Raw genomic sequence first — 20207 nt, forward strand, 5'->3', positions numbered from 1 at the left:
GGCCTTCCTGCTCTAGGGGCTCACGGCCCGCTCCGCATCAGATGGGCTACATGAGGCCCGAGCAGACGCTCCACGTGCTTGCCTATAACGTCGGCCTCCAGGTTTACCCTCGCCCCGTCGTCGAGCCTCCCGAGGTTCGTGGCATCGCGGGTCTGCGGCAGCACGGAGACGGTAAACGCACCCTCTGTTCCCGTCTCATGGTCGCCCTCCTCTACAGAGACCACAGTAAGGCTTATTCCATCCACGCAGATGCTGCCCTTCTCCACCGTGTAACGCAGCACGCTCTCCGGGGCGGCGAAGGTCCAGATCTCGGCTCCTCCTTCGGGAGAGCGCCCGAGGACGTGCCCGACGCCGTCCACGTGTCCCTGGACCATGTGACCGCCGAGCCTGTCTCCGACGGCCATCGCGGGCTCCAGATTCACCGGGTCGCCCTCCGCGAGGTCCCCGAGGGCGCTCCGCCGCAGCGTCTCCCGCATGGCGTTGAACGTTACGCGCCCCTGCTCCACGGAGCCGACGGTGAGGCAGACCCCGTTCACCGAGATACTCTCCCCGAGCCCGACGTCTCCGGCGAGGCTAGGGGCGGAGATAACGAGCCGGTGCATGCCGCCGTCCCCTCCCCCGCTCATCTCCGAGACGTGCCCGGTATTCTCGATAAGCCCGGTAAACATCAGGCCCCCTTTCTCGCCGGTACCGGCTCCGCCGGGTAGAGGGTGAGGGCCACGTCCTCCTCGAACCTCTCTACGTTCTCGACCGTGAAGCCGGATGCGCCGGCCAGGCCGGCTGGCTTGAGAGAGCCGACCGCCGGTACGCCGCCGGCCCCGATCAGGCGCGGCGCGTAGAACAGGGTCATCTTGTCTATGAGCCCGGCCCGCGCGAAGCTCGCGACGGTCTCTCCGCCGCCCTCGACGAGCAGCCCGCGCAGCCCGCGCCGTCCCAGATCGTCCAGCACGAAACCGAGATCCAACCCCCGTCCCTCCCCGTCAAAGTCCGGCACGGGCACGGGGTCCACGCCTCTCTCCTTCAAAGCATCCTCCCGGCCGTCGAACGACTTTTCCGACGCGAATACCACCACCGGCTCCTCCGGCGCTCCCCCGGCGAGCCGGCTCCCAGGGTCGAGGCTGAGTTCCGGGTCCAGGACCACGCGGGTAATCCCCGGCGGAGTTATCTCCGGCCGTAGATTCCGGGCGTCCAGCAGTGGATCGTCGGCGCGGGCGGTCCCCGCCCCCACGAGTACGGCCCCGGCCTCGGCTCGCAGCAGGTGCACCCGGTGGCGGGAGTCGTCGCCCGTGATCCTCTCCGGCCCGCCGCCGGAGGAGATGCGGCCGTCGAGCGTCATCGCAAGCTTTACGTGTACGAAGGGCCGCCCCGCGTCCATGTAGTGGAAGAACTGCTCGTTCTGCCTGCCGAGCCTGGAGACTAGTACCGGGTCCCGCTCGATCTCGACCTCTACCCCGGCGGCGCGCAGAAGCTCCACGCTCTGACCCCTCATCCTGGAGTCGGGGTCCAGATGCCCGACGACGACCCGGGAGATACCGGCCGCAATGATCGCCTCGGTGCAGGGCGGGGTGCGGCCGTGATGATTGCAGGGTTCGAGGGTTACGTACAGAGTGGCCCCGCGGGCCTCGCCGCCGCAGTCCTCGATGGCCGCTACCTCGGCGTGCTTCTCTCCGGCCCGGACGTGGAACCCCTCGCCCAAGATCCGGCCCTCACGCACGACTACGGCCCCGACGAGCGGGTTCGGTGCGGCGGTATAGCGTCCGCGCTCTGCAAGCTCGCAGGCGCGGTCCATAGGGTTCCGTGCCACGGTTTCCTTTCTCCCATCCGGACTATAACCGTCGGCACCGGACTACGGAACGCCTCGCAACGCCTGTGCGTGCGGGAGATCCTTCACCGGTTCAGCCTCCGCCAGAGGCGGAGGGTCGCGGGCTCCCCGGAAAGGTTGCTAGAAACGCTAGAAACCCTACCGGGCTCACCGCCGGCGCGGGAATTTCGCCCGCCCCCGAAAGCTACGCGGAATAACTTACCACACGGTCACATCCCGGACAAGGAACGCCATGTGTACAGGGAAAACGGAAAAGCGCGGGGCCGTTCAACCCGGCTCGGCTCCCGACGAGGCGCGTCTGCCGGAGGCTATGATCTTTCCCATCTCCGTGGCCGGGTCCCCCCCGAACACGGCCGAGCCGGCGACCAGCACCCGCGCCCCGGCCTCCACCATGCCCGGGGCCGTCTTCTCCGTAATACCGCCATCCACCTCTACGGGAACGTCAGCCATCTGCCTCACGCGGCGCACCTTGTCGGCGGCCTCGGGTATGAAGTCCTGGCCGCCGAACCCCGGATCTACGCTCATGACGTTCGCGTAGTCCACGTACGGCAGCGCCCACTCGACGGCCTCGGGGGAGGTAGCCGGGCTGAGGGACAGCCCCGCCTCGCAGCCTCCGGCCAGGATCATCGCCAGGGTGCGGTACAGGTGGCGGACGGCCTCGGGCTGGACGCTTATGCTGCACACCCCGGCCTCTATAAACGCCGGGATGAGATCATCCGGGTTTATAACCTGCAGGTGGACGTCCACGGGTAGGAACGTTGCGGACACGAGCGAGGCCGCGACCGCGGGACCGAGGCTCAGGTTGGGGACGAAATGATTGTCCATGACGTCGAAGTGGACCAGTTCGGCGCCACCCGCTCCCGTGGCGCGCACCTGACCGGCGAGGTCCGCAAAGTCAGCCGCGAGTATCGAGGGGCCGCCGGCTACCCGTCCATCAAACCCAGAGAAAAACCCCAATGCGCCTCCCGGTCCAACCGGCGGGCGGGGGCCGGTCCTGCGTCCGGCACCAAGACGCCCGCCAATATTCTACGGCCGGGTATTCTACACAAACCTGCATAGACGAGCGGCTCCCTAGTCGCGAGTCAGACGGTCCTTCAGGGATTTCATCGAGGAGGCTATTATGCGGGAGACCCTCCGCTGGGGCAGGCCGAGCCTGCGTCCGATCTCGGTCTGCGAGAGATCCTTGTAGAAGAACAGGTAGACCACCCTGCGCTGGAGCTCGGTAAGCTGTTGCAGGCCTTCTTCGAGGACGATCCTATCTTCCACCGGTAGCGAGAAGCTCTCGTGTCTGAGACTCCTGATGGCCGAGAGGTCCGCCTCCTCCGCGCCGTCGAGGGAAGAAACCTCCGTGTCCGAGAATAGCTTCAGTAGCTCGTGGACGCCTTCCGGGGTCAGATTGACCTCGGTGGCGATCTCCTCCGGCAGCGGCAGACGCCCGAGCTCGGCGCTCAGACGCGCCGTGGCCTCGGATACGCGGGCGTACAGGCTCCGCGCCCAGCGGGGCCGCTTTACGAGGCCGTTATCCCGAAAGTGGTGCCGGAGCTCGCCGTCGATCTTGGCGTAGGCGTAGGAGCCAAATCCGGCCTCGTACCCGGGATCGTAGCCGCGCACCGCCTTCAAAAGCCCGACGTAACCCACCTGTAGAAGCTCCTCGTAGCTCTCGTCGGAGTGCGTGGCGTAGCGGCGGACGATGTGGGCGAGCAGGCGCTCGTGCTCGTCGAGGATGCGCCGCAGGGCGTGGTCGTCACCCTCACGATACGCGGCGAGAGACGATGGCGTCCCGGAGTCGTCCGTCCGCCGGGCTCCGGCAATGCCGTAGACACCATAAGCGTCGTGAGCACCATAAGGGTCCAGAGACAACCCTAGACCCGGCCCCCACAACCCGCGCACGCGGAACACGCGGAATAGCGCCCCGCATGGCGCGACAGGAGCGTAAGAGATGAGTTTAGGATCGCATACGGCATACCAGTTTGTCGTAAAACCCGGCGGAGAGCTTTAACGGAGTTAACGGAAGCCCGGGCTCTTCCAGCTCCGGCGGGGTGTAGATAGGGTTGGCGCCGGTTGAGATGATGCTACAGCCTGACGCCGGGGATTACGGGGTGCGATAATTCCACACGGGGTTATCTGCGGAGCCTGGATGGCTCTGTAACTCCGGGCAAGTTCTGACGGCTGCGGACGACTGCGGAGGGGCATTGTTACACCAGACGGTCTTCTTCATAGCGGCGGTGTGGATGACCGTCCTGTTCACGGTCACGGCGATTTCGGTGGTGCGGATGCGCACGACGGCGGCGCGCATCCTGGCGCTAGACACCCTGACGCTCGTGCTGGTCGCGTTGCTCGTGCTCTACGGGAGCTCCTACCAGAGCCCCTACTTTCTGGAGGCGGCGCTCGCGCTATCGTTACTGGCCTTTATAGCGACGCTCGCGGCCGCCCGTTACCACGGCAACCGGAGGATCTTCTAGGGATGATAATAAGCCTGCTGGCGGACGCTCTCGTCATACTCGGCGTCTTCATAATGACCATCGGGGTGATCGGCATGCTCAGGATGCCCGACACTTACACCAAGACCCACGCGGCCTCCAAGGCGGTCTTTCTCGGTGTGATCGCGATTCTGGTCGCCTCGACGGCCTCGGGACAGGCGGACGTCATCCTGCGGGTAATACTGATCGTCGTGGCCCTGATCCTGACCACCCCCGTCGCCTCCCACGTGGTCGCCCGCGCCGCCTTCGAACGCAACGAGGTAATGCGCTCACCGGAGGCGGTGGACGAGTCCGGGTCCGGGCTGGACCGGAGGCCCGGATCCCCCGGCTAGTTCAGGGAGGCCGGGTAGATCCGGTAGATGAGTCTACCTAGCCCTTCAACCAGGCGAGAGCCTCATCGCGCTGTCCGGGCTCGAAATTCTCGATCTCCATGCTGGTGGACGAACCCAGATTCTCCGCGAGGTCCTCTATCCACCGCTTCTCGCTCACTACCGCCATGCGCTCGGCGTTCTGGAAGATGCTCGTCTCGAGCTTCGTGTCCTCCCACAGGGCCTTCGGCCCCATGCTGCCGAGCTCCTCGTACACCATGAGCAGCCTCAGCTTGTCGTACTCTTCGTCGAGGAGACCGCCGAACGTGCGGCCTCTATGTCCTTTTCCTCTACCTCTCCATCGAGGTAAAGCTCGACGATGTTCGTGTCCTGTACCTGGCTTGCGGTTAGCAACGCCGTCTCCTCTTTTCGGGGTTGAACTCTGTCTGTTACCTCTGTGTATGATCTCCATAATCTTCATGATCTTTATTCTCTACATGATCCACCTCCCAAGGCTCATGAGATGCGCTGGCTACTCCAGGAGGCGGACTACGCCCGTGGTGCCGTCCACCTCGACCTTCTGGCCGTCCCGGAGCTTCGTGGTTACGCCCTGGATTCCGGCCACGCACGGCTTGCCGTACTCGCGGGCCACGACACCGCCATGCTGGAGCATGCCGCCAACCTCCAGGATCACGGCCTCGGCGTTCAAGAACAGCGGCGTCCAGCCCGGGTCGGTGGTGTAGGCGACAAGCACGTCCCCCTTCTCGACGGGCTTCTCCCGGGGTGTTTGCAGGATCTTGATCCGTCCCGTGGCCGTCCCGCGGGAGATTCCGAGCCCGGTATATACGTCCGGATCATCCTGCGGCGTTTCGACCTGCCCGATGCGGCCGCGGGAGTCTATGAGGTGCGGGAACGAGTCCACCTGCTTTAGCTTCTGGTAGAACGGCAGCCTCTTCGCGAGCACCTCTCGCAAGTCGTAGGCGGGGTCCGCGTTCGCGGCCGACACCTCGTCCAGGGTGAGGTAGAAAATCTCCTCTCTATTGTCGAGCCGCCCCTTTTCGACGAGGCGGTCGGCCTCGATCAGGGCGCGCCGCCGGAACGCTCCGTTCGCCAGGACCATCAGGTACTTTGGCGTGTCTCGGGTGCCGCCCATCATGTCGATCATGCCGTATGCTCGCTCTAGCTGGCGGCTCTTGCGGTTGTCGAGCTTCTCCTGCAACTGCTCGTAGGCCGCTTTGCGATTGGCGACGCGCTCTTCCTGCGACTTCTCGGGATCGAAGGTACTCTCTGCCATGTAGGACATCTGCTCTAAGGCGAGCCTCGGCTCGTCGCCGTAGCGGGGGTTCGAGAGATCCAGCTCACCCGGTCCCCGGGACCCGTATTGCTCGACGAACTCAGCCCACGCCGCCATGAACTCCTCCGGAAGCTCTCGGTTCTCCAGCCTATTTGTAAGGCTGTCGAGATCATTGAATTCTTCCGGGTCGAGCATCCGGGTGAGGCGGTAGAGCTGCATGCTGATGTTCACGGCCTCGTTACCCGAGAGGCCGGTTTTCATGGTGTCGGCCAGCCGCTGATTCTCTTCGGGCTCGTCAGCGAAAAGACGGTTCAGGCGCCACAGATAATAGAAGTAGACCAGCAGCGCGGGGAACGAAAACTCAGAGAGCACCGGACCCATGATGGCGTCGTGTTTACGGCGCACGGCGTTCAGCAGCATGTTCGGGTTCGCACTCACTTTGAGAGCCTGCTCCGCGTCGGCTATGGCACGCTCGTAGCGGCGATAGAAGCGTTCGGGGCTCCACCAACCGTAAACCGTATCCCCTATGAAGCGGCGCGAGTGCCACAGTGCACGGGGTATCTGGCGAGCTATAGCACTCCAGCGCAGCGCGTCTACCGGCTCTCTGGCGCGGTAGCGATCCTCGTCCAGGTTCTCCAGCAGCTCGCCGAGCAGCGCGTCGGCGGGACCGAACAACTTGGCGATATTGCTTGCGCCGAAGAGCGTCAGCAGCTGCGAGAGGTTCATGTAGTAGCGGCCCCCGGTGCCGAACAGAATGCTCTCGTGCGGGTCACCATCCGCCGGCACCTCTACCGGCCCGACGAACGGGTTTGCCCATATGGCGACGGACTTGAACAGCCAGTCGAGCGTCATGGGCGAGATGGGGGCATTGGTGGTTAGCCCTTCGGTCAGGGCGGCGTCCAGATAGAGTATCCGGTCCTCTCCGGGCTCCGTCCGCATCTCGGGCGGCAAGGGCACGTAGGCCGTAATCGGGCGTGCCTGGAGCATGTACAGCTCGCCCTCGGCGTAGGCCCACTCCGTGTCCATCGGCTGCTCGTACAACTCTTCAACCCGGGAGATCATGTCCACGATCTCAAAAAGCTCCGCATCGGTCAGGGAGAGCTCGTCCGTGCGTGGGTCGGCCTTCTCGGCGGTGCCGCCGTCGGCCTGTAGCCAGACCGAGGTCTCCTTGCCGCCGACGCTCTTCTCCACGATTGAGCGGGTCTGCTTGTTGACCACGAAGTGGTCGGGAGAGACCTGACCCGAGACGACCGACTCTCCGAGACCCCAGTTGGAATCTACGACCGCCTCGTCGTAGTCGTTGGTGATCGGGTTCAAGGAGAACCCGACCCCGGCGCGTTCGGAGGAGATCTGCTGCTGCACGATCACGGCGATGCGCGGGTCGTCCGTGGCGAAGCCTTGCTCCCGCTTGTACACGAAGACGCGCTCGTCGAAGGCAGAGACGAAGGAGCTACGCAGTGCGTCGGGCAAGGTCTCCTTCGTAACGCCGAGCTCGGTCTCGTAGCCGCCCGCGAAGGAGGCTCCGGCGAGGTCCTCTTCGGGTGAGGAAGAGCGGACTGCGAGCAAAGCACCATCCGGCAGCGAGGTCAAAGCTGCGTCAAGCTGCTCCCGTTGGTCGGCCGTGAGCTCCAGGTTCTCGCAGGCGGCCTTGAGGTCGTCCGTGCTCGGAGAGAGGTCGTCTCCTCCGCGCAGCGCCTCCTGCAAAGCCTCCCACTCCGGCGTGGATCTGAGCTCTGAGATCCAGGGCTCGAAGAACCCAACGGGCAGGTTGAAGCCGGGCGGCACCGGTAACCCGGCCCGCGTCATGCGCATCAGCGAGAAGCCCTTGCCGCCCACTTCGTTAACGCCCGGTTTATCCGGGGTGGTGAAGTTGTAGATCATCTTCTGAGCTTCCTCTCTAAGGTCTTTGTAGCGTGTTCCTAGCCCGCCAGCGAGCCGGAGAAGATCTGCCAGGCGAGCGCCGTCTTCGCAGCGAGGCTGAGGACCAGGTAGGCGGTCTCGCCGAAGGCGTAGCTGCGCCAGGGTCCGATCTGGCGGTACTGCAGCCACTGGTTGGCGGCGAAGCTCATGAAGAAGATAAACAGGGAGACGAAGATCCCGTACACGAATCCCGGAACGGTCTCCGCGCCCACGAAGTTCACGACGATAGCCACCCACGGGGCGAGCCCAGCCAGGATTCCGAACCAGAACGGCATCATCGTAACTCTGTCGATGCCGGGCGGGTTCATCCTCTCCTGCAGCCACCCGAACAGGATCATCGCCACGTTCGCCCCGATGATCCCGATAATGGCGGCGATGCCGGTGATACCGGCGTAGAAGCTGATGAGCAGCACCATCACCGTCGAGCTTACGGAGTATTCGAGCCAGCGGAAGCGGTTGATCCCGGCCCGCAAGTCCGTCTCATAGCGGCGGCGGAACACGGTCGAGGTGAGCAGATGGTCGAGGGCGGCAAGGCCCAGGAACACGGCTATAGCGGCCCCGATCCGCACGTCGAACAACGACTCGGGCGCGGGCACGGGGGCTCCGGGAGGTCTTGGGGAAGGTCGAGGTGACGGTGGTGGCGAAGTCTGTCGCCAGCGCGAGTATCACCACGGCCTGGACGGCGTGCAGGACCGTGAGGCCTATGTTCCAGATCCGGAGCCTTTTTAGCCGGGAGTCGGTAGTTCCGGACGCTGTTGCGGAAGTTCCGGTCGCAGAGGTTTCGGTTGTGCTCATCGGGTGCTCCTTTTCGGGGTAGTGTAAGTATTGGTTGCGGGCGGCAAGTTCTCTGCCGTCGCTGACGAACGCACCGCCACCGCCTGACCCGTTTCGTCCGTTAAATTTCCGTAGGCTTTTTTGATCTCCGTCACCAGTTCATTGGGGATCACCCCTTGCTGAAAGAGCGCCTCAATCTCCGCGGACGCGGACTCGAAGGAAGCTGAATCATCCGCCCGTGTTTGCGCGGCCAGGTCGATGGTTTGTGCCTGCAGCCCGTTGACCTCTACAAAGGCGGCGCATGCGTCGGTCGTCATCGCAAAGCCAGATGATATAGGGAGTTCAGCCTGTACAAGCTCACTCAGGTTGGCCCCTTTGCCGCCGGCCAGATCGCTGGCGGATGTATCCAGATCCGCAAACCATTTGATCGTTTTATGAGCTGTCATGAGATCATTACTCCTTTTCGGCATAGACCATCCGCTCGATCGCCATGAACGGCAACTCACGCCCGGTCGGTTTCACATATCGGTCAGCCAGGTCGTCATAGCCAAGATGCTCGATCATGCGCCAGCCGTACTCGCCCAGGAATCCGGCCACTTCCTCCGGTTCGAACCCAAAGTGCCACGCGTTGTTCTTGACGATCATCCGCTCGTAAAACTTCTCCAGCCCATATAGTTCCTCTCCCTCGACAAAATCCTTGCGCACGTACGTAAACGCCCACCGACTGCCCGCCGGTGCTTGCGCCAGAAAATCGAAGGTCTGTCGGACGGCCGTTTCCGTCAGGTATTGCGAGACTGCTTCCCAGACAAAGAAGGTTTTGGTGTCAGCGGCATACCCATGTGCAGCCAGCACGGGCCCCAGTTCCTGCTCGACGAAGTTGATCGGAACGAGCGTAACGTTTGTGGGTATCTTGCCCAGTGCCTTTTGCAGGTTTGCCTGCTTGGCCTCGATATTCGCGGGCTGGTCAACTTCCCAAACGGGCACGTTCGCCAGGGCGGGCAGTCGGTACACACGCGTGTCGTAGCCTGCTCCCAGATTCACCACGGCATCGACTGAATTCTCGCCAGCCACGGCCAATACCACCGTGTCGTCAATGTAGCGCTTGCGGCACACAATACCGCTCCAGATGCCACCTACTTGCTTCTCTGACGCCCTGACCATCCAGTCCCTCAACACAGGAATCCGCGTCAGTTTGACCAAGAATTGATAACCAACGGGCAGAATTTTCAAAGCGAGTTCATCGTGGATGATGCGTTGATCACCGGGGAAATTTTGTTCGATGGCGACCATCATCGTGGGGGCAACGCCTGTTTGCGCGGCGACACTCGTGTCGATTTTTCTTTCTGCTTGCGTCATGTTTTGTATTCTTTCTCTGGTCTCATATCCGAACCGGGCGCATTCTCATGCCCCAGGCTTTCTAGCCGCAGCGCTTACTGATCCAGGATCTCCACGACCCTTGGGTGCCGTCCACACACGGTTTGTCGTGCTCCTGGGCCACCGCCCCACCGTGTTGCAACATGCCACCCACCTCCAGGATGATGGTCTCCGTGTTCAAGGACAGCGGCGTCCAGACCGGATGGCTGTGGAGAGCTAGGACTGGATCCAGCGCCACGCCTCCTCGTATTGCAAGTCCTCGAAATGCTTTATCTCGCCACTGATCAGCGCGTCCCCGAGGCTCTGGGCCCACTCCAGAAGCGAGGCGTCGCCCACGATGGCGTAGCGCTCTATGTCTTTCGCGTACGGGGCTAGCTTCAAGCGTTCCGCCAGGGCACCGAATCCCACGTTGGGAATCTCGTTCATGCGGACGAGTAGGCGGACCTTGCCGTGCTCGGCGACGACTTCCTTGACCTCTTGGGAGAGGTTCGCGACCTCCTTCTCCGTGATCCTCTCTTTTACCTCGTAGGCCAGCACGTTTCCGGTGCCTTCGTCCAATCTCTTCAACATAGTTGTCTCCTTTTCGTGTTCACTCTGTCCAACCCGGCCAGGTTTTGCCTACAGCATTGATGGTTATTCGTTAACCGCTACCGCCAGACCGCCGTGCGGCCGCTCGCCGCCCTCGACCTCTCCTACCGGCTCGTATTCCGCCAGGCGGAGCCCGTTCCTCTCCAGAAATTTCGCCAGTTGCTCTCTGGCGGGGGCTTCGGTGCTGATGCCGAACGTCCACGGTTCGCCTATGAGTCGAGCTGCCAGCGTGGCCATCCGGTAGATCAGCGACGTATTACCTTCGACGATGTGACGAGCCGGGTAATCGAAAGCTATCGCGCTGCCCGGCGCTAGTTGCTCCGCGACGGTTTTGAGGGTTGCTTCGACCGCTTCGGCTTCCAGGTAGTACGTGACCCCTTCCCACAGAACGAAGGTCGGCTTGCTGGGGTCGAAGCCAACACGTTCGAGCGCATCGAGCCACGATTCCTCGTTGAAGTCGGCAGCGGCGAAGACTACATCCGAAGCGTCGATGTTCGCCGCCGCCAGCGACTCGCGCTTCTGTGTCTGCGTCTCTGGCGCATCGACCTCGAAGGCTTGCGCGTCGGTCCCTTTGACCAGGTTGTATGAGCGTGTATCCCAGCCGGCGCCGAGGATCACGACCTGCTCCGCCTCGCCGAGATGATCTCGCAGGGCGTCATCGAAGAAGCGGGTGCGGTGACCGAATGCGCCCCAGATGGAGGACGAGCTATACACTGGGTAGTCGTACATGTTGGTCGTGACCCCGGTGGTACGCATTGCCAGCAGGGTCGGCCCCAGCATCAGGTTGACCGCGAGAGGCGAGACGGTGGGCAGAGCGTAGAGGAGTTGCTTGTTGGCTTCGTCTCGCCGTTTGTTCTGGGCGTGCAAGATGTAGCGGGCGAAGAATGGATCATACGCCGTCGCCGAAGTACGCGACTCGCGCAACCTCAAGACGAAATTGACCGAGAATAGAATCACCCCTACAACGATAACGGGCAGCAAAACGATCTCGATAGCGGCGAAAACGAGCAGTGATCCCTGCCTGGACAATGCGCTCTCCATTCGTAATAGATCCGGTTGGTCAGAGGACGAGCAGTATCCTGAACTTGTCGCGCCCGGCTATGGTCGTCTTGATCTCCGCAAACACGGTCTCAAGCTCCTCGTCCGTAGGCTTCTCCCGGGACTCGTAGCTCAGCACGTTCTCCGCACCCCCGTGCAGCCTCTTGAACAGTCTCGTCTCTCCGGTTCCCTCGTCGGGCTCGGACGTCATGGTTGGATCCGTCCTAGTCCGTCTAGGAGGTGAGCCACCGCAGCGCCGCCTCCTCTTCGCCGGGATCGAAGTGCTCCATCCTGGCCTCGAACACGCGGTCAACGCCCTCCATCATCCGCTCGAACCACTCCTTGTCGGTGACGACCGCCGCGCGCTCCAGCTCGCTCAAGACGCTGGTCTCGAGCTTCAGGTCCTCCCAAATGGCCCCTGGTCCGACGTTGCCGAAGTTCCCGAGGACGACCAGGATCTTGAACTTGCCGTGCTCGGAGATCACCCGGTCGATCTCGGCACGCAGATCCTCCACCTCGCTCTCCTGTACCGCGCCGTCCAGGTGGACCTCGACGATGTTAGTGTCGGCTATGATCTGCTTGGTTAGCATCTGTATCTCCTAGTACTGGTATTGGGATACAAGGCGCGATCCGCGCGACGAGTCTCGGTAGAGCCGCCACGCGGACCCGGCCATCTTCGTGCAGGGATTGCAGGGTTAGTTGTAGATGTCGCGCCGGTGGAAGATGAGTACGGCTAGCCCCGCGAGCACTACGGTGGCTCCGGTAAGGACGGAGAAGTTAGCCCAGTCCATGCCGTTCTGTACCGCCGAGCCGTAGTAGTTAAAGGCCGACAGAGGCTGGATCGTCTCGAAGAACTCGACTGAGCCCGCCAGAGCATCCACGAAGTACATCACGATGAGTAGCGCGGCCGGTATGGCGAGCGCCAGGAATCTCCGGTGGAGTACCGCGGAGAGCAGCAGCGCCAAACCGCCGAAGAAGATGCACAGCGCCCACAGGGTGAGAGAGCCCGCCGCCATCGAGCCGAGTGCGAGATCCACGTCCGCGATAACCGCTGTTAGCCACGTTGCGGCTCCCATGATGGTGACGATTCCGAGTAGCAGTACGGCGGCGGCTAGAAAACGACCCGTCGCAAACTGCCAGCGCGATAGCGGGTTGCCCATCAGGATGTCTATCGTACCGTCTTCTTCCGCACCAGCTATGGCCGAGGAGGCCACGAGTATCGGGAAGAAAGATAGTGCCAGCGGCACCAGGAAGCCGAGCATCTCCCCGTTTAGCCAGCTCTCGACGGAACTGAAGGCGCCGGCCCCGAACCCGACCATCTCCCTCATGGCATCCGGCATGCTGCTTACCATCTGCTCCATGCCCGCCCCGCTACCCGAGATCGAGGGGTATAGCGCCACGAACAGGGCTCCGAGGAGTCCGAGGGCGGCGCCCCAGATCAGCATCGCCCTCGCCTTGAGGTTGATCGCATGCCCCGTAATCGTCAGTAGCTTCGTGAGGCCGTTCGGGCTCCGGGCCTCCCGGTAGGTAGTTCCTTTCTGTGTTTTCTGTACTTGTCCGACGCTCATCGGTTTGGCCTTTCTCTAAAATTTCTCTGCTTTACAGGCATCTATGCAAAGCCCTACGTGAAGATGTCGCGCTTCTGGAAGGCGAAGACCGCCACTACCGCCAGGACCACGGCGATCGCGGACATCCCGGCAAAACCGGCCCAATCTATGCCGCTCGTGAGTGGCGTCCCGTAGTGGTAGATCGCGGAGAGGTTCTGTACCCACTCGATCTCCTCGACGATGCCGCCCAGAGCGTCCATGAAGTACATCGCAAAGAGCACGGCTCCCGAGATGCCTATGGCTACCACCCTGCGATGGAAGACCGCCGAGGCAACCAGAGCGAGCCCGCCGAACAGCAGTGCCAGAGGCCACGCCCCGAACACGCCCTCCGCGACCGCTCCAAGCGGCAACTCTGCGTCTATGAACAGCGCCGAGCCCCACAGGATGAGGCCGAAGATGGCGAGGATTCCCACGAGCGCGACGGCGATGGACACGAAGTAGGCCGCGATGAGCTGCCAGCGCGAGAGGGGGTTACCCATCAGGATGTCTATGGTCCCGTTCTCCTCGGCCCCGGCTATCGCCCCGGCAGCGGCCAGGATGGCGAAGAAGGGAAGGGCCAGCGGGAGTACGAGCCCGAAGATCTCGGCTTCGAGGAAGCCCTTTAAGTTACCCAGGGCGGCGATATCCTCTACCCCAGCGGCCTGCATCATACCCTGGGGTAGTGCATCGCTCATCTGCTGTAGGCCAGGGCCGCTTGCGATGCCGGGGAAGATGGCGACCATCATCACGCCAAGCGCCCCGAGCGCTGCGCCCCAGATGGCCACGCTCCGGGCCTGGAGGCCCATGACGTGTCCGAGGAGCACGCCGAACCTGCGCCCCGCTCCCGGCGCTGCCGGGGCCTGCGGTGCTACGCTTCTCGTCCTGGCTCCTGCGGCGCTCATTGCCTGTCTCCCTTCTGGGCGGCTCTCTCTACCGGGCGCTCCGCTCCGTCTCCGGCGGTCATTCTCTCGACGGTCCTCTCCACGGTCTGCTCGACGATAGCCTCTATGGCCTGCTGCATGGCGATTCCCGCGCTGGACGCCGGTGAGGATGTCCGGCTGCCGTTGTGCGAGGCTTCGGAGCCGGTGTAGCGGGAGGTGGCCTCTGCGCCCGTCCCCGCCGGAGATCCGTTGCCGTTCCTGGCGTTACCGGTGTCGCCGTTGCCCGGAGCACCAGAGGGACCGGAGGCCGGGGCCTTACCCGCACCCGGGACGCTGCTCGCTTCTCCCTCGTCGCTCGTGTCCTCGCCGCCGTAGTAGGCGAGGAAGATCTCCTCCAGGCTCGGCCGCTCGTAGATCATGTCTAGGACCTCGTGCCTCGCGGCGAGCTTTATGACACTGTCCAGGTTCCCGTGCAGCTCGAAGGAGAGCCTCTCTCCGTCCTGCTCGAACTTTTCGATCCCTTCCAGCTCCTCGAAACGCCGCGCTTCCTCTCCCCCGATGGCATTGGCGAAGTCGAGCATCACGTGCCGGAAGGACTTGTTTATCAGGGTGTCGGTGGTCTCGACCCGGACGAGCTCGCCCTCGCGGATGATCCCGACCCGGTCACAGACCCGCTCTACCTCGTTCAAGGTGTGAGACGAGAAGAATACGGTCCTGCCCTCCGCCTTGACCTCGCCTATGATCCTCAGGAACTCCTCCTGGACCAGCGGGTCGAGCCCGCCCGTGGGCTCGTCCAGAATGAGCAGCGGCGGGCGGTGGAACATGGCCTGTATCAGACCGATCTTCTGCTTGTTGCCTCTCGAAAGACGGCGCATCGGACGCGTGAGGTCCGCGTTGATCCTGTCCGCGAGCTCGTAGGCGTAGTCCAGGCTCTCGACGCCGCGCAGCCGGGCGAAGAGCTTCAGGAGCTTCTCGCCGTTCATGCGGTCTTCCAGGGCGAACTCGCCTGGAAGGTTGCCGACCATCGAGCGGACGGCCACGCTGTCGCGGCTGATGTCGTGGCCGAAGATCTCGGCGCTGCCGCCCGTGGGATGCATGAAGCCGAGCAGCGTGCGGATCATGGTCGTCTTACCCGCGCCGTTCGGCCCGAGAAATCCGAAGACCTCGCCCTCGCGAACCGTGAGGTCCACGTCCTTTATTCCGCGGTTCTTGCCGTAGGTCTTGGTAAGACCTTTAGCCTTGACTACCTGCTCCACGTCTGCTCCTTTCCTTTCTCTTCTTGCCAACGGTCTATGATCTCGGGAAACTCGCGCTCTAAATGAACGAAGAAGTCGTGCATGTCCTCCAGCTTCTCTCTGGTCTCATCCTCGTCGGAGTCCACGATTGCCAGGCCCCGTTCGGCCATCTCACGTAAGGCCTTGAGAGACTCCATCTCACGGCGCATGAACTCGTCCCAGGCCCCAGGCTTGACCCGGAAGTAATCCCGGCGCTCCCCCCGCCTGGTGTAGCGCTGCACGAGCCCCATCTGCGTGAGGGTCTTGGTAGCCGAGCTAATGGAACCCCGGCTCGCCTGCAAAGCCTCTGCAAGCTCCTCCGCGGATAGCTCGGGCTCCTCGGAGACCAATAGCGCCCCGAGGGACCTCCCAACCATTCTCTGCAGCCCGAACCCCTCGAACATCATGCCGAAGTCCTCTACGTAACTGGCTCTCTCTTCGTCCACGCATCACCTCCACGTAGCGGTCTCGTTTATATTGATACTATAGCAATGTAAGTAATTTCAGTCAATACTGAAAGGACGAATTTTCAGAAATTTGAGTAAAGCCTTTGGCTCGGCGTTATCCAAACTCTCAGCAACGATGGAGGACTGTGGAGGGTGGCTTTGGATCTAGCCGGAGGTAGGTTGGGGCGCGGTGTGATGGTTCATGCAGGTTGAGGCGTAGTCAGATCGCTTCGTAGCCGGATATGCTGAACTGCGGTAATCTGCAACGGTCTATCTTAGAAGAGCCGGCAAGGGGACGACGTTTAGAGGAGGGGCTTAGAAGAGGAGATGCGGGTGATATCGAAGGGGGTCGTTCGGATGTACGAGGAGTATGAGCGGAGCCGAGGCGATCTAAGCGGAATGTTTTCGGTCCTCGCCGATGCTTTTACCATCGATCGGGTGCTCTACCCAGGGTCATACATCCACCTCAGCCCTTCGCTCATCTTCCCCAGCGTTGTATACGTAGATACCGACAGACGGGCCAAGAAGTTCTTCTCCGACCGTTCAAGTGTAGAAACGCTTGTGGATGCCCGCAAGCAGTATGACGAATCTTCCGGGATCACCTTTCATCACGCCGACTACACCACCGCCTTGGACGAGCCGGATGAGAGCTTTGATCTGCTCATCTCACTCTACGCCAGCTTTGTCTCCGAAGCCTGCAAGCGGTATCTGCATGTGGGCGGGTGGCTGGTGGCCAACAACAGCCACGGAGATGCCAGCATGGCCTCCGTAGATCCTGACTACGAGTTTGTCGCTGCTATCAAGCATCGCAGCGGTCGCTACGGGCTTGCCAGCAGGGAGCTTGATTCCTACTTCGTGCCAAAGAGAGACGTCGAGGTAACACCAGAGCTGCTCAGATCGACCGGAAGAGGAGTCGGCTATACCAAGTCCGCCGACGCCTACGTCTTTCGACGTCGTCACTGAGCTCCCGAGCCTGAACCTAAATCCACCCTGCCGGAAGTGTACATTGCCAGTGCCCTGCCACTCTGACCGCACCCTGGAGTCAAGCCTATTCTTGAGTGGGTCTAGATCGCATTCTGAGCTTACGGTGTAGACTTTGGAGCGTTATAGCTTGGCGGGGGTTGATCAGGCGATGGCTCGGGAGGCGCGACGATGTCGGAGGGTGTATCCGTACCGAAGCTTTTGGGATCGGTGCTCGCCTGCGAAGCGGCCGGGGTCGTGGGGGCGATAAGCACCTCTCGCGGAGTAAATGACTGGTATCCGCGTATAGAGAAGCCCTCGTTCACGCCGCCCGGCTGGGTGTTCGGGCCGGTGTGGACCACGCTGTACGCGATGATGGGGGTCGCTTACTCTCTCGTGTCGCAGCGGGGAGACGACGGCGGTGATCTCCATCGGGCGTCGCGTGTCCTGTTCTGGACGCAGCTAGCCCTGAACGTGTTGTGGTCCTATCTCTTCTTCGGCCGCCGGAGGCCGGGGTGGGCGCTGCTCGAGATAGCCTTTCTGTGGTCCGCCATCGTGGCTACCACGGCGGCGTTCTCGAAGCTCTCCCGGACGGCGGCGCTGCTAATGGTCCCGTACCTTTTGTGGACGAGCTTCGCGGCGGTTTTGAACCTCTCGATCTGGCGTCTCAACAAGTAGTCTCACCGTTAAGCGCCGTTACGTGCCGTTACGCGCGGCCGCCCCCGAGCGCAGACTAGAACCTAGCCAAGCCCCCTTAATACTCCGTAAGCCTTCCACGGTTGCCGGAGGACGTCACCGTGTTATATTCCTCGTTTATGAACAAATTCATTCATTTATCACTGCCATGCCGCTTGCGTGCTCGATGAAGCCAGATGAAGCCAGATGAAGGGTCAGGTGCAATGGGTATCTTTTACAGGGTAGGGCGTCTCATATACCGTTTACGGTGGCTGGTGGTCCTGCTCTGGGTCGTGGCGCTCGGGGTGAGCGCGTACTTCGCGCCGCAGGTGGGCGACCGGTTAACCGGCGGTGACATTACACTTCCGGGCTCGGAGTCGGCCGCGGCGCAGGAGATTCTCGACGAGCAGGGTTCCGGCTCCGGCGATTACGTGATCGTGTTCCAGAGCGAGAGCCTGGACGCCAAGGGCGACGATTTCCGGCAGGCGGAGTCCGAGATTCTGGACCGGGTGCGGGACCTGCCGGGGGTGTCGGAGGTTACCGGATACGAGAGCACCGGGGAGGACTCCTTCGTCTCGGACGGCGGCGAGAGCTACGCCGTGATCGGCACAGGGGGCTCGGCGGGCAACAACTTGCTGGAGAATATCCGGTCGGAGACCGGCTCCGGCGAGCTTGAGACCTACGTTACCGGGCAGGACGCGGTGGAGAGCGACCTGCAGGAGGCCGCCCAGGAGAGCATCGAGCAGGCCGAGATCTTCGCCCTGCCCATCGCGCTCGTCATACTGGTGGTAGCCTTCGGCGGGCTCGTGGCGGCTGGCATACCGATGCTGGTGGGCGTGACGAGCGTGCTCGGCACGCTCGGGCTGGTGTTTCTCGCCTCCCAGTTCTACGAGATGTCCATATTCGTTACCCAGGTCGCGACGATGCTCGGGCTGGGCCTGGGAATAGACTACGCCCTGATGGTCGTGAGCCGCTTCCGCGAGGAGCTAGAGGAGCACCCAGCCCCGGAGGCGGTGGCGCGGACCGTGGGCACCGCCGGGCGCACGATCTTCTTCTCCGGTACGGCGGTGCTCATAGGGCTGGCCGGGCTGTTCTTCTTCCCGCTGCCGACCCTGCGCTCGGTCGGTATCGGCGGCGTGCTCGTGGTCTCCACCACGGTGCTGGCGGCGCTGACGCTGGCCCCGGTGGTCATGGGACTGCTCGGGGGCTGGATCAACCGCCTCTCGGTCCGGCGTCGCCGCTCCCGGAACGCGGCATCCGGCGCGGGCAACGTGTGGCAGCGTATCGGGGGCCTCGGGATGCGCCGTCCAGTGTTCACCATCCTGGCCGTCGCGGTCGTCGCCGGGGCGCTCATCTATCCCTTGAGCAACCTCCAGACCGGGCTGGCGAACGCCCAGGCGCTGCCGGACGAGGTGGAGTCCCGCGCCGGTGACGACCTCCTCCGAGAGGAATTCCAGTACGCGAGCCTGAGCCCCATACAGCTCGTCGCCCGCACCGGCGGCGACCCGACGAACGCCGAGAACCTGGCCAAGATACAGACCCTCGGCCAGGAGGCAGCAGACACGCAAGGCGTGGACGGCGTGACGAGCGTATACACCGTCGGGGAGCAAGCGGCGCAGCAGTACGCGGAAGGGATACAGGAAGCCCGCCAGCAGGCCGAGGAAGAGGCGGCCTCGCAGACGGATCAGGTGGTTGACGAGCAGTTCGAGGAGCAAATAGAGACCCAGACGGACAAGGCCATCGAGGAGCAGCTCGCCGCGCTCCGGGAGCAGCGCGGCACGGTGCCCGAGGGCTCCGAAGAGCGGATACGCTCCGAGGTAGAGCCGCAGGTCCGGCAGTCGCTCGAAGAGGCCGGCGCCAGAGAGAAGATAAGGACCGAGGTAGAAAAGAAGGCCCAAGAGCGGATAGACGAGCAGGTGCCAACCATCCCCGACGGCGTCTCCGCCAACGGTGAGATAACGCCGCAGGGCGTCGCGAGCTTCCTCGACACCGACGCCGCCCGGGATAACGGGCAGCTACAGGACGCGCTCGACACCTTCGTCGCGGACGAGGCCGCTGTCGTACAGGCGGTCCCCGACTCGGACCCGTACTCCGAGGAGTCCCGCCAGACCGTGCAAAATCTGAGAGGTCTGCAAGACCCGGAGGGGCTGGACGTCTCGGTCGGCGGCCTTTCGGCGCAGCAGCGGGACGTGCTGACGGAGCTTTTCGGTCCGCCGCTGGTCTACGCCGGGCTGTTCGTGATCGGGGCGACCTACCTGACGCTGGCGGCGAGCTTCCGCTCGCTCGTTGCCCCGCTCAAAGGTCTGCTGGTAAACGGTTTGAGCCTGGCCGCGAGCATGGGTGTACTGGTCTTCATCTTCCAGCAGGGGCACCTCTCGGAGGCGCTGAACTTCACCGACACCGGCTTCGTGGACGCGCTGGTCCCGATACTCACTTTCTGCGTCGTGTTCGGGATCTCCATGGACTACGAGGTCTTTTTGCTCTCCCGCATCAAGGAGGCCCGCGACGCCGGGGAGACCCCGGAGAAGAGCATAGACATCGGGCTGTCGTCTATCGGCGGGATCATCGCTTCGGCGGCGGCGATCCTGATGACCGTTACGGGAGCCTTCGCCTTTGCCGACATCCTGCAGATAAAAGCCCTCGGCATCGGCATCGCGGTCGCCGTGTTCATCGCGGCGTTCCTCATGCAGATGCTCTTCGTGCCCGCCGTGATGAAGCTGCTCGGCGAGTGGGCCTGGTGGCCCTCCGGGTCCCGGAAAAAGAAGAAAGAAAAGAAGAAAGGCTAGC

Annotated in this window: 22 protein-coding genes, 1 pseudogene and 1 riboswitch; of the genes and pseudogenes, 5 read left to right on the top strand and 18 right to left on the bottom strand. The window is 62.9% G+C overall.

The genetic code is table 11. The features are described 5' to 3' along the window. Positions 1 to 20: 20 nt before the first annotated feature. The 4 genes from ABD53_RS11090 to ABD53_RS11105 all read right to left on the bottom strand — a co-directional run bounded on the left by ABD53_RS11090 (position 21) and on the right by ABD53_RS11105 (position 3721). The gene (locus ABD53_RS11090; RefSeq protein ID WP_047865846.1) at positions 21 to 668 is read right to left on the bottom strand and encodes a riboflavin synthase; all 648 of its coding nucleotides are present in this window, start codon (positions 666 to 668) and stop codon (positions 21 to 23) included. Then, entirely contained in the window at positions 668 to 1804 is a 1137-nt protein-coding gene (gene ribD / locus ABD53_RS11095) for a bifunctional diaminohydroxyphosphoribosylaminopyrimidine deaminase/5-amino-6-(5-phosphoribosylamino)uracil reductase RibD (RefSeq protein ID WP_053057976.1), read from the bottom strand. The genes ABD53_RS11090 and ribD overlap by 1 nt, the downstream gene beginning before the upstream one ends. Before the next feature lies 1 nt (position 1805). Continuing rightward, a riboswitch (FMN riboswitch) is annotated at positions 1806 to 2011 on the bottom strand. Positions 2012 to 2089: 78 nt separating this feature from the next. Continuing rightward, positions 2090 to 2779 carry a ribulose-phosphate 3-epimerase gene (gene rpe, locus ABD53_RS11100; protein ID WP_047865848.1) on the bottom strand — a complete coding sequence of 230 codons (690 nt, stop codon included), beginning with the start codon at positions 2777 to 2779 and terminating at the stop codon, positions 2090 to 2092. 114 nt (positions 2780 to 2893) lie between these two features. Beyond that, the gene (locus tag ABD53_RS11105) at positions 2894 to 3721 is read right to left on the bottom strand and encodes a sigma-70 family RNA polymerase sigma factor (RefSeq protein WP_160309681.1); all 828 of its coding nucleotides are present in this window, start codon (positions 3719 to 3721) and stop codon (positions 2894 to 2896) included. A gap of 293 nt (positions 3722 to 4014) precedes the next feature. Here ABD53_RS11105 and ABD53_RS11110 point away from each other — a divergent pair, with 293 nt between their 5' ends. Both ABD53_RS11110 and mnhG read left to right on the top strand, forming a co-directional pair. Beyond that, a complete protein-coding gene (locus ABD53_RS11110; RefSeq protein ID WP_235401543.1) occupies positions 4015 to 4284 on the top strand; it encodes a monovalent cation/H+ antiporter complex subunit F in 270 nt (89 codons plus the stop codon). A gap of 2 nt (positions 4285 to 4286) precedes the next feature. Further along, positions 4287 to 4634 (top strand): monovalent cation/H(+) antiporter subunit G, encoded by a 348-nt coding sequence (mnhG, locus tag ABD53_RS11115; RefSeq protein WP_053057977.1) that lies wholly within the window; start codon positions 4287 to 4289, stop codon positions 4632 to 4634. Positions 4635 to 4671: 37 nt separating this feature from the next. On the opposite strand, the gene ABD53_RS17300 is transcribed toward mnhG, so the two are convergent. From ABD53_RS17300 to ABD53_RS11185, 14 genes and pseudogenes are all read right to left on the bottom strand, one after another. Continuing rightward, positions 4672 to 4890: a SpoIIAA family protein gene (locus ABD53_RS17300; RefSeq protein ID WP_053057978.1), complete on the bottom strand. Its 219-nt coding sequence runs from the start codon at positions 4888 to 4890 to the stop codon at positions 4672 to 4674. 8 nt (positions 4891 to 4898) lie between these two features. Next, a complete protein-coding gene (locus tag ABD53_RS17820) occupies positions 4899 to 5024 on the bottom strand; it encodes a hypothetical protein (RefSeq protein ID WP_268778281.1) in 126 nt (41 codons plus the stop codon). Between the two features lie 118 nt (positions 5025 to 5142). After that, positions 5143 to 7785 carry a PEP/pyruvate-binding domain-containing protein gene (locus tag ABD53_RS11125; RefSeq protein WP_047865850.1) on the bottom strand — a complete coding sequence of 881 codons (2643 nt, stop codon included), beginning with the start codon at positions 7783 to 7785 and terminating at the stop codon, positions 5143 to 5145. Between the two features lie 38 nt (positions 7786 to 7823). Beyond that, a pseudogene (gene heR, locus ABD53_RS11130) lies at positions 7824 to 8619 on the bottom strand (heliorhodopsin HeR). Continuing rightward, positions 8616 to 9044 carry a PEP/pyruvate-binding domain-containing protein gene (locus ABD53_RS11135; RefSeq protein WP_047865851.1) on the bottom strand — a complete coding sequence of 143 codons (429 nt, stop codon included), beginning with the start codon at positions 9042 to 9044 and terminating at the stop codon, positions 8616 to 8618. Before ABD53_RS11135 ends, heR begins: the two are co-directional and overlap by 4 nt. A 7-nt stretch (positions 9045 to 9051) precedes the next feature. After that, positions 9052 to 9954, bottom strand: coding sequence for an SAM-dependent methyltransferase (locus ABD53_RS11140; protein ID WP_047865852.1), 903 nt, complete (start codon positions 9952 to 9954; stop codon positions 9052 to 9054). A gap of 234 nt (positions 9955 to 10188) precedes the next feature. Next, positions 10189 to 10542, bottom strand: a complete 354-nt coding sequence (locus tag ABD53_RS11150; RefSeq protein ID WP_047865854.1) for a SpoIIAA family protein — start codon at positions 10540 to 10542, stop codon at positions 10189 to 10191. Between the two features lie 63 nt (positions 10543 to 10605). Next, positions 10606 to 11589, bottom strand: coding sequence for a class I SAM-dependent methyltransferase (locus ABD53_RS11155; RefSeq protein WP_053057979.1), 984 nt, complete (start codon positions 11587 to 11589; stop codon positions 10606 to 10608). A gap of 31 nt (positions 11590 to 11620) precedes the next feature. After that, positions 11621 to 11809 (bottom strand): hypothetical protein, encoded by a 189-nt coding sequence (locus tag ABD53_RS11160; protein ID WP_047865855.1) that lies wholly within the window; start codon positions 11807 to 11809, stop codon positions 11621 to 11623. Positions 11810 to 11831: 22 nt separating this feature from the next. After that, complete coding sequence (locus ABD53_RS11165) at positions 11832 to 12188, bottom strand: SpoIIAA family protein (protein ID WP_047865856.1); 357 nt, start codon at positions 12186 to 12188, stop codon at positions 11832 to 11834. Between the two features lie 105 nt (positions 12189 to 12293). Further along, entirely contained in the window at positions 12294 to 13166 is an 873-nt protein-coding gene (locus ABD53_RS16040) for an ABC transporter permease subunit (RefSeq protein ID WP_053057980.1), read from the bottom strand. A gap of 53 nt (positions 13167 to 13219) precedes the next feature. Then, on the bottom strand, positions 13220 to 14086 hold the full coding sequence (locus ABD53_RS16045) for an ABC transporter permease subunit (RefSeq protein WP_084709549.1): 867 nt from the start codon (positions 14084 to 14086) through the stop codon (positions 13220 to 13222). Further along, positions 14083 to 15321: an ABC transporter ATP-binding protein gene (locus ABD53_RS11180; protein WP_084709551.1), complete on the bottom strand. Its 1239-nt coding sequence runs from the start codon at positions 15319 to 15321 to the stop codon at positions 14083 to 14085. Before ABD53_RS11180 ends, ABD53_RS16045 begins: the two co-directional genes overlap by 4 nt. Next, complete coding sequence (locus ABD53_RS11185; protein WP_053057982.1) at positions 15309 to 15785, bottom strand: GbsR/MarR family transcriptional regulator; 477 nt, start codon at positions 15783 to 15785, stop codon at positions 15309 to 15311. Before ABD53_RS11185 ends, ABD53_RS11180 begins: the two co-directional genes overlap by 13 nt. A 333-nt stretch (positions 15786 to 16118) precedes the next feature. Between ABD53_RS11185 and ABD53_RS11190 the strand changes: the two genes are divergently transcribed. From ABD53_RS11190 to ABD53_RS16050, 3 genes are all read left to right on the top strand, one after another. After that, a complete protein-coding gene (locus ABD53_RS11190; protein WP_152670742.1) occupies positions 16119 to 16748 on the top strand; it encodes a class I SAM-dependent methyltransferase in 630 nt (209 codons plus the stop codon). 189 nt (positions 16749 to 16937) lie between these two features. Continuing rightward, entirely contained in the window at positions 16938 to 17423 is a 486-nt protein-coding gene (locus ABD53_RS11195; RefSeq protein WP_047865858.1) for a TspO/MBR family protein, read from the top strand. A 221-nt stretch (positions 17424 to 17644) separates the two neighbouring features. After that, positions 17645 to 20206 carry an MMPL family transporter gene (locus tag ABD53_RS16050; protein WP_053057983.1) on the top strand — a complete coding sequence of 854 codons (2562 nt, stop codon included), beginning with the start codon at positions 17645 to 17647 and terminating at the stop codon, positions 20204 to 20206. The last annotated feature ends 1 nt before the right edge of the window (position 20207 follow it).

Origin of the sequence: Rubrobacter aplysinae (assembly GCF_001029505.1) — a bacterium.
Lineage (GTDB): Bacteria > Actinomycetota > Rubrobacteria > Rubrobacterales > Rubrobacteraceae > Rubrobacter_A > Rubrobacter_A aplysinae.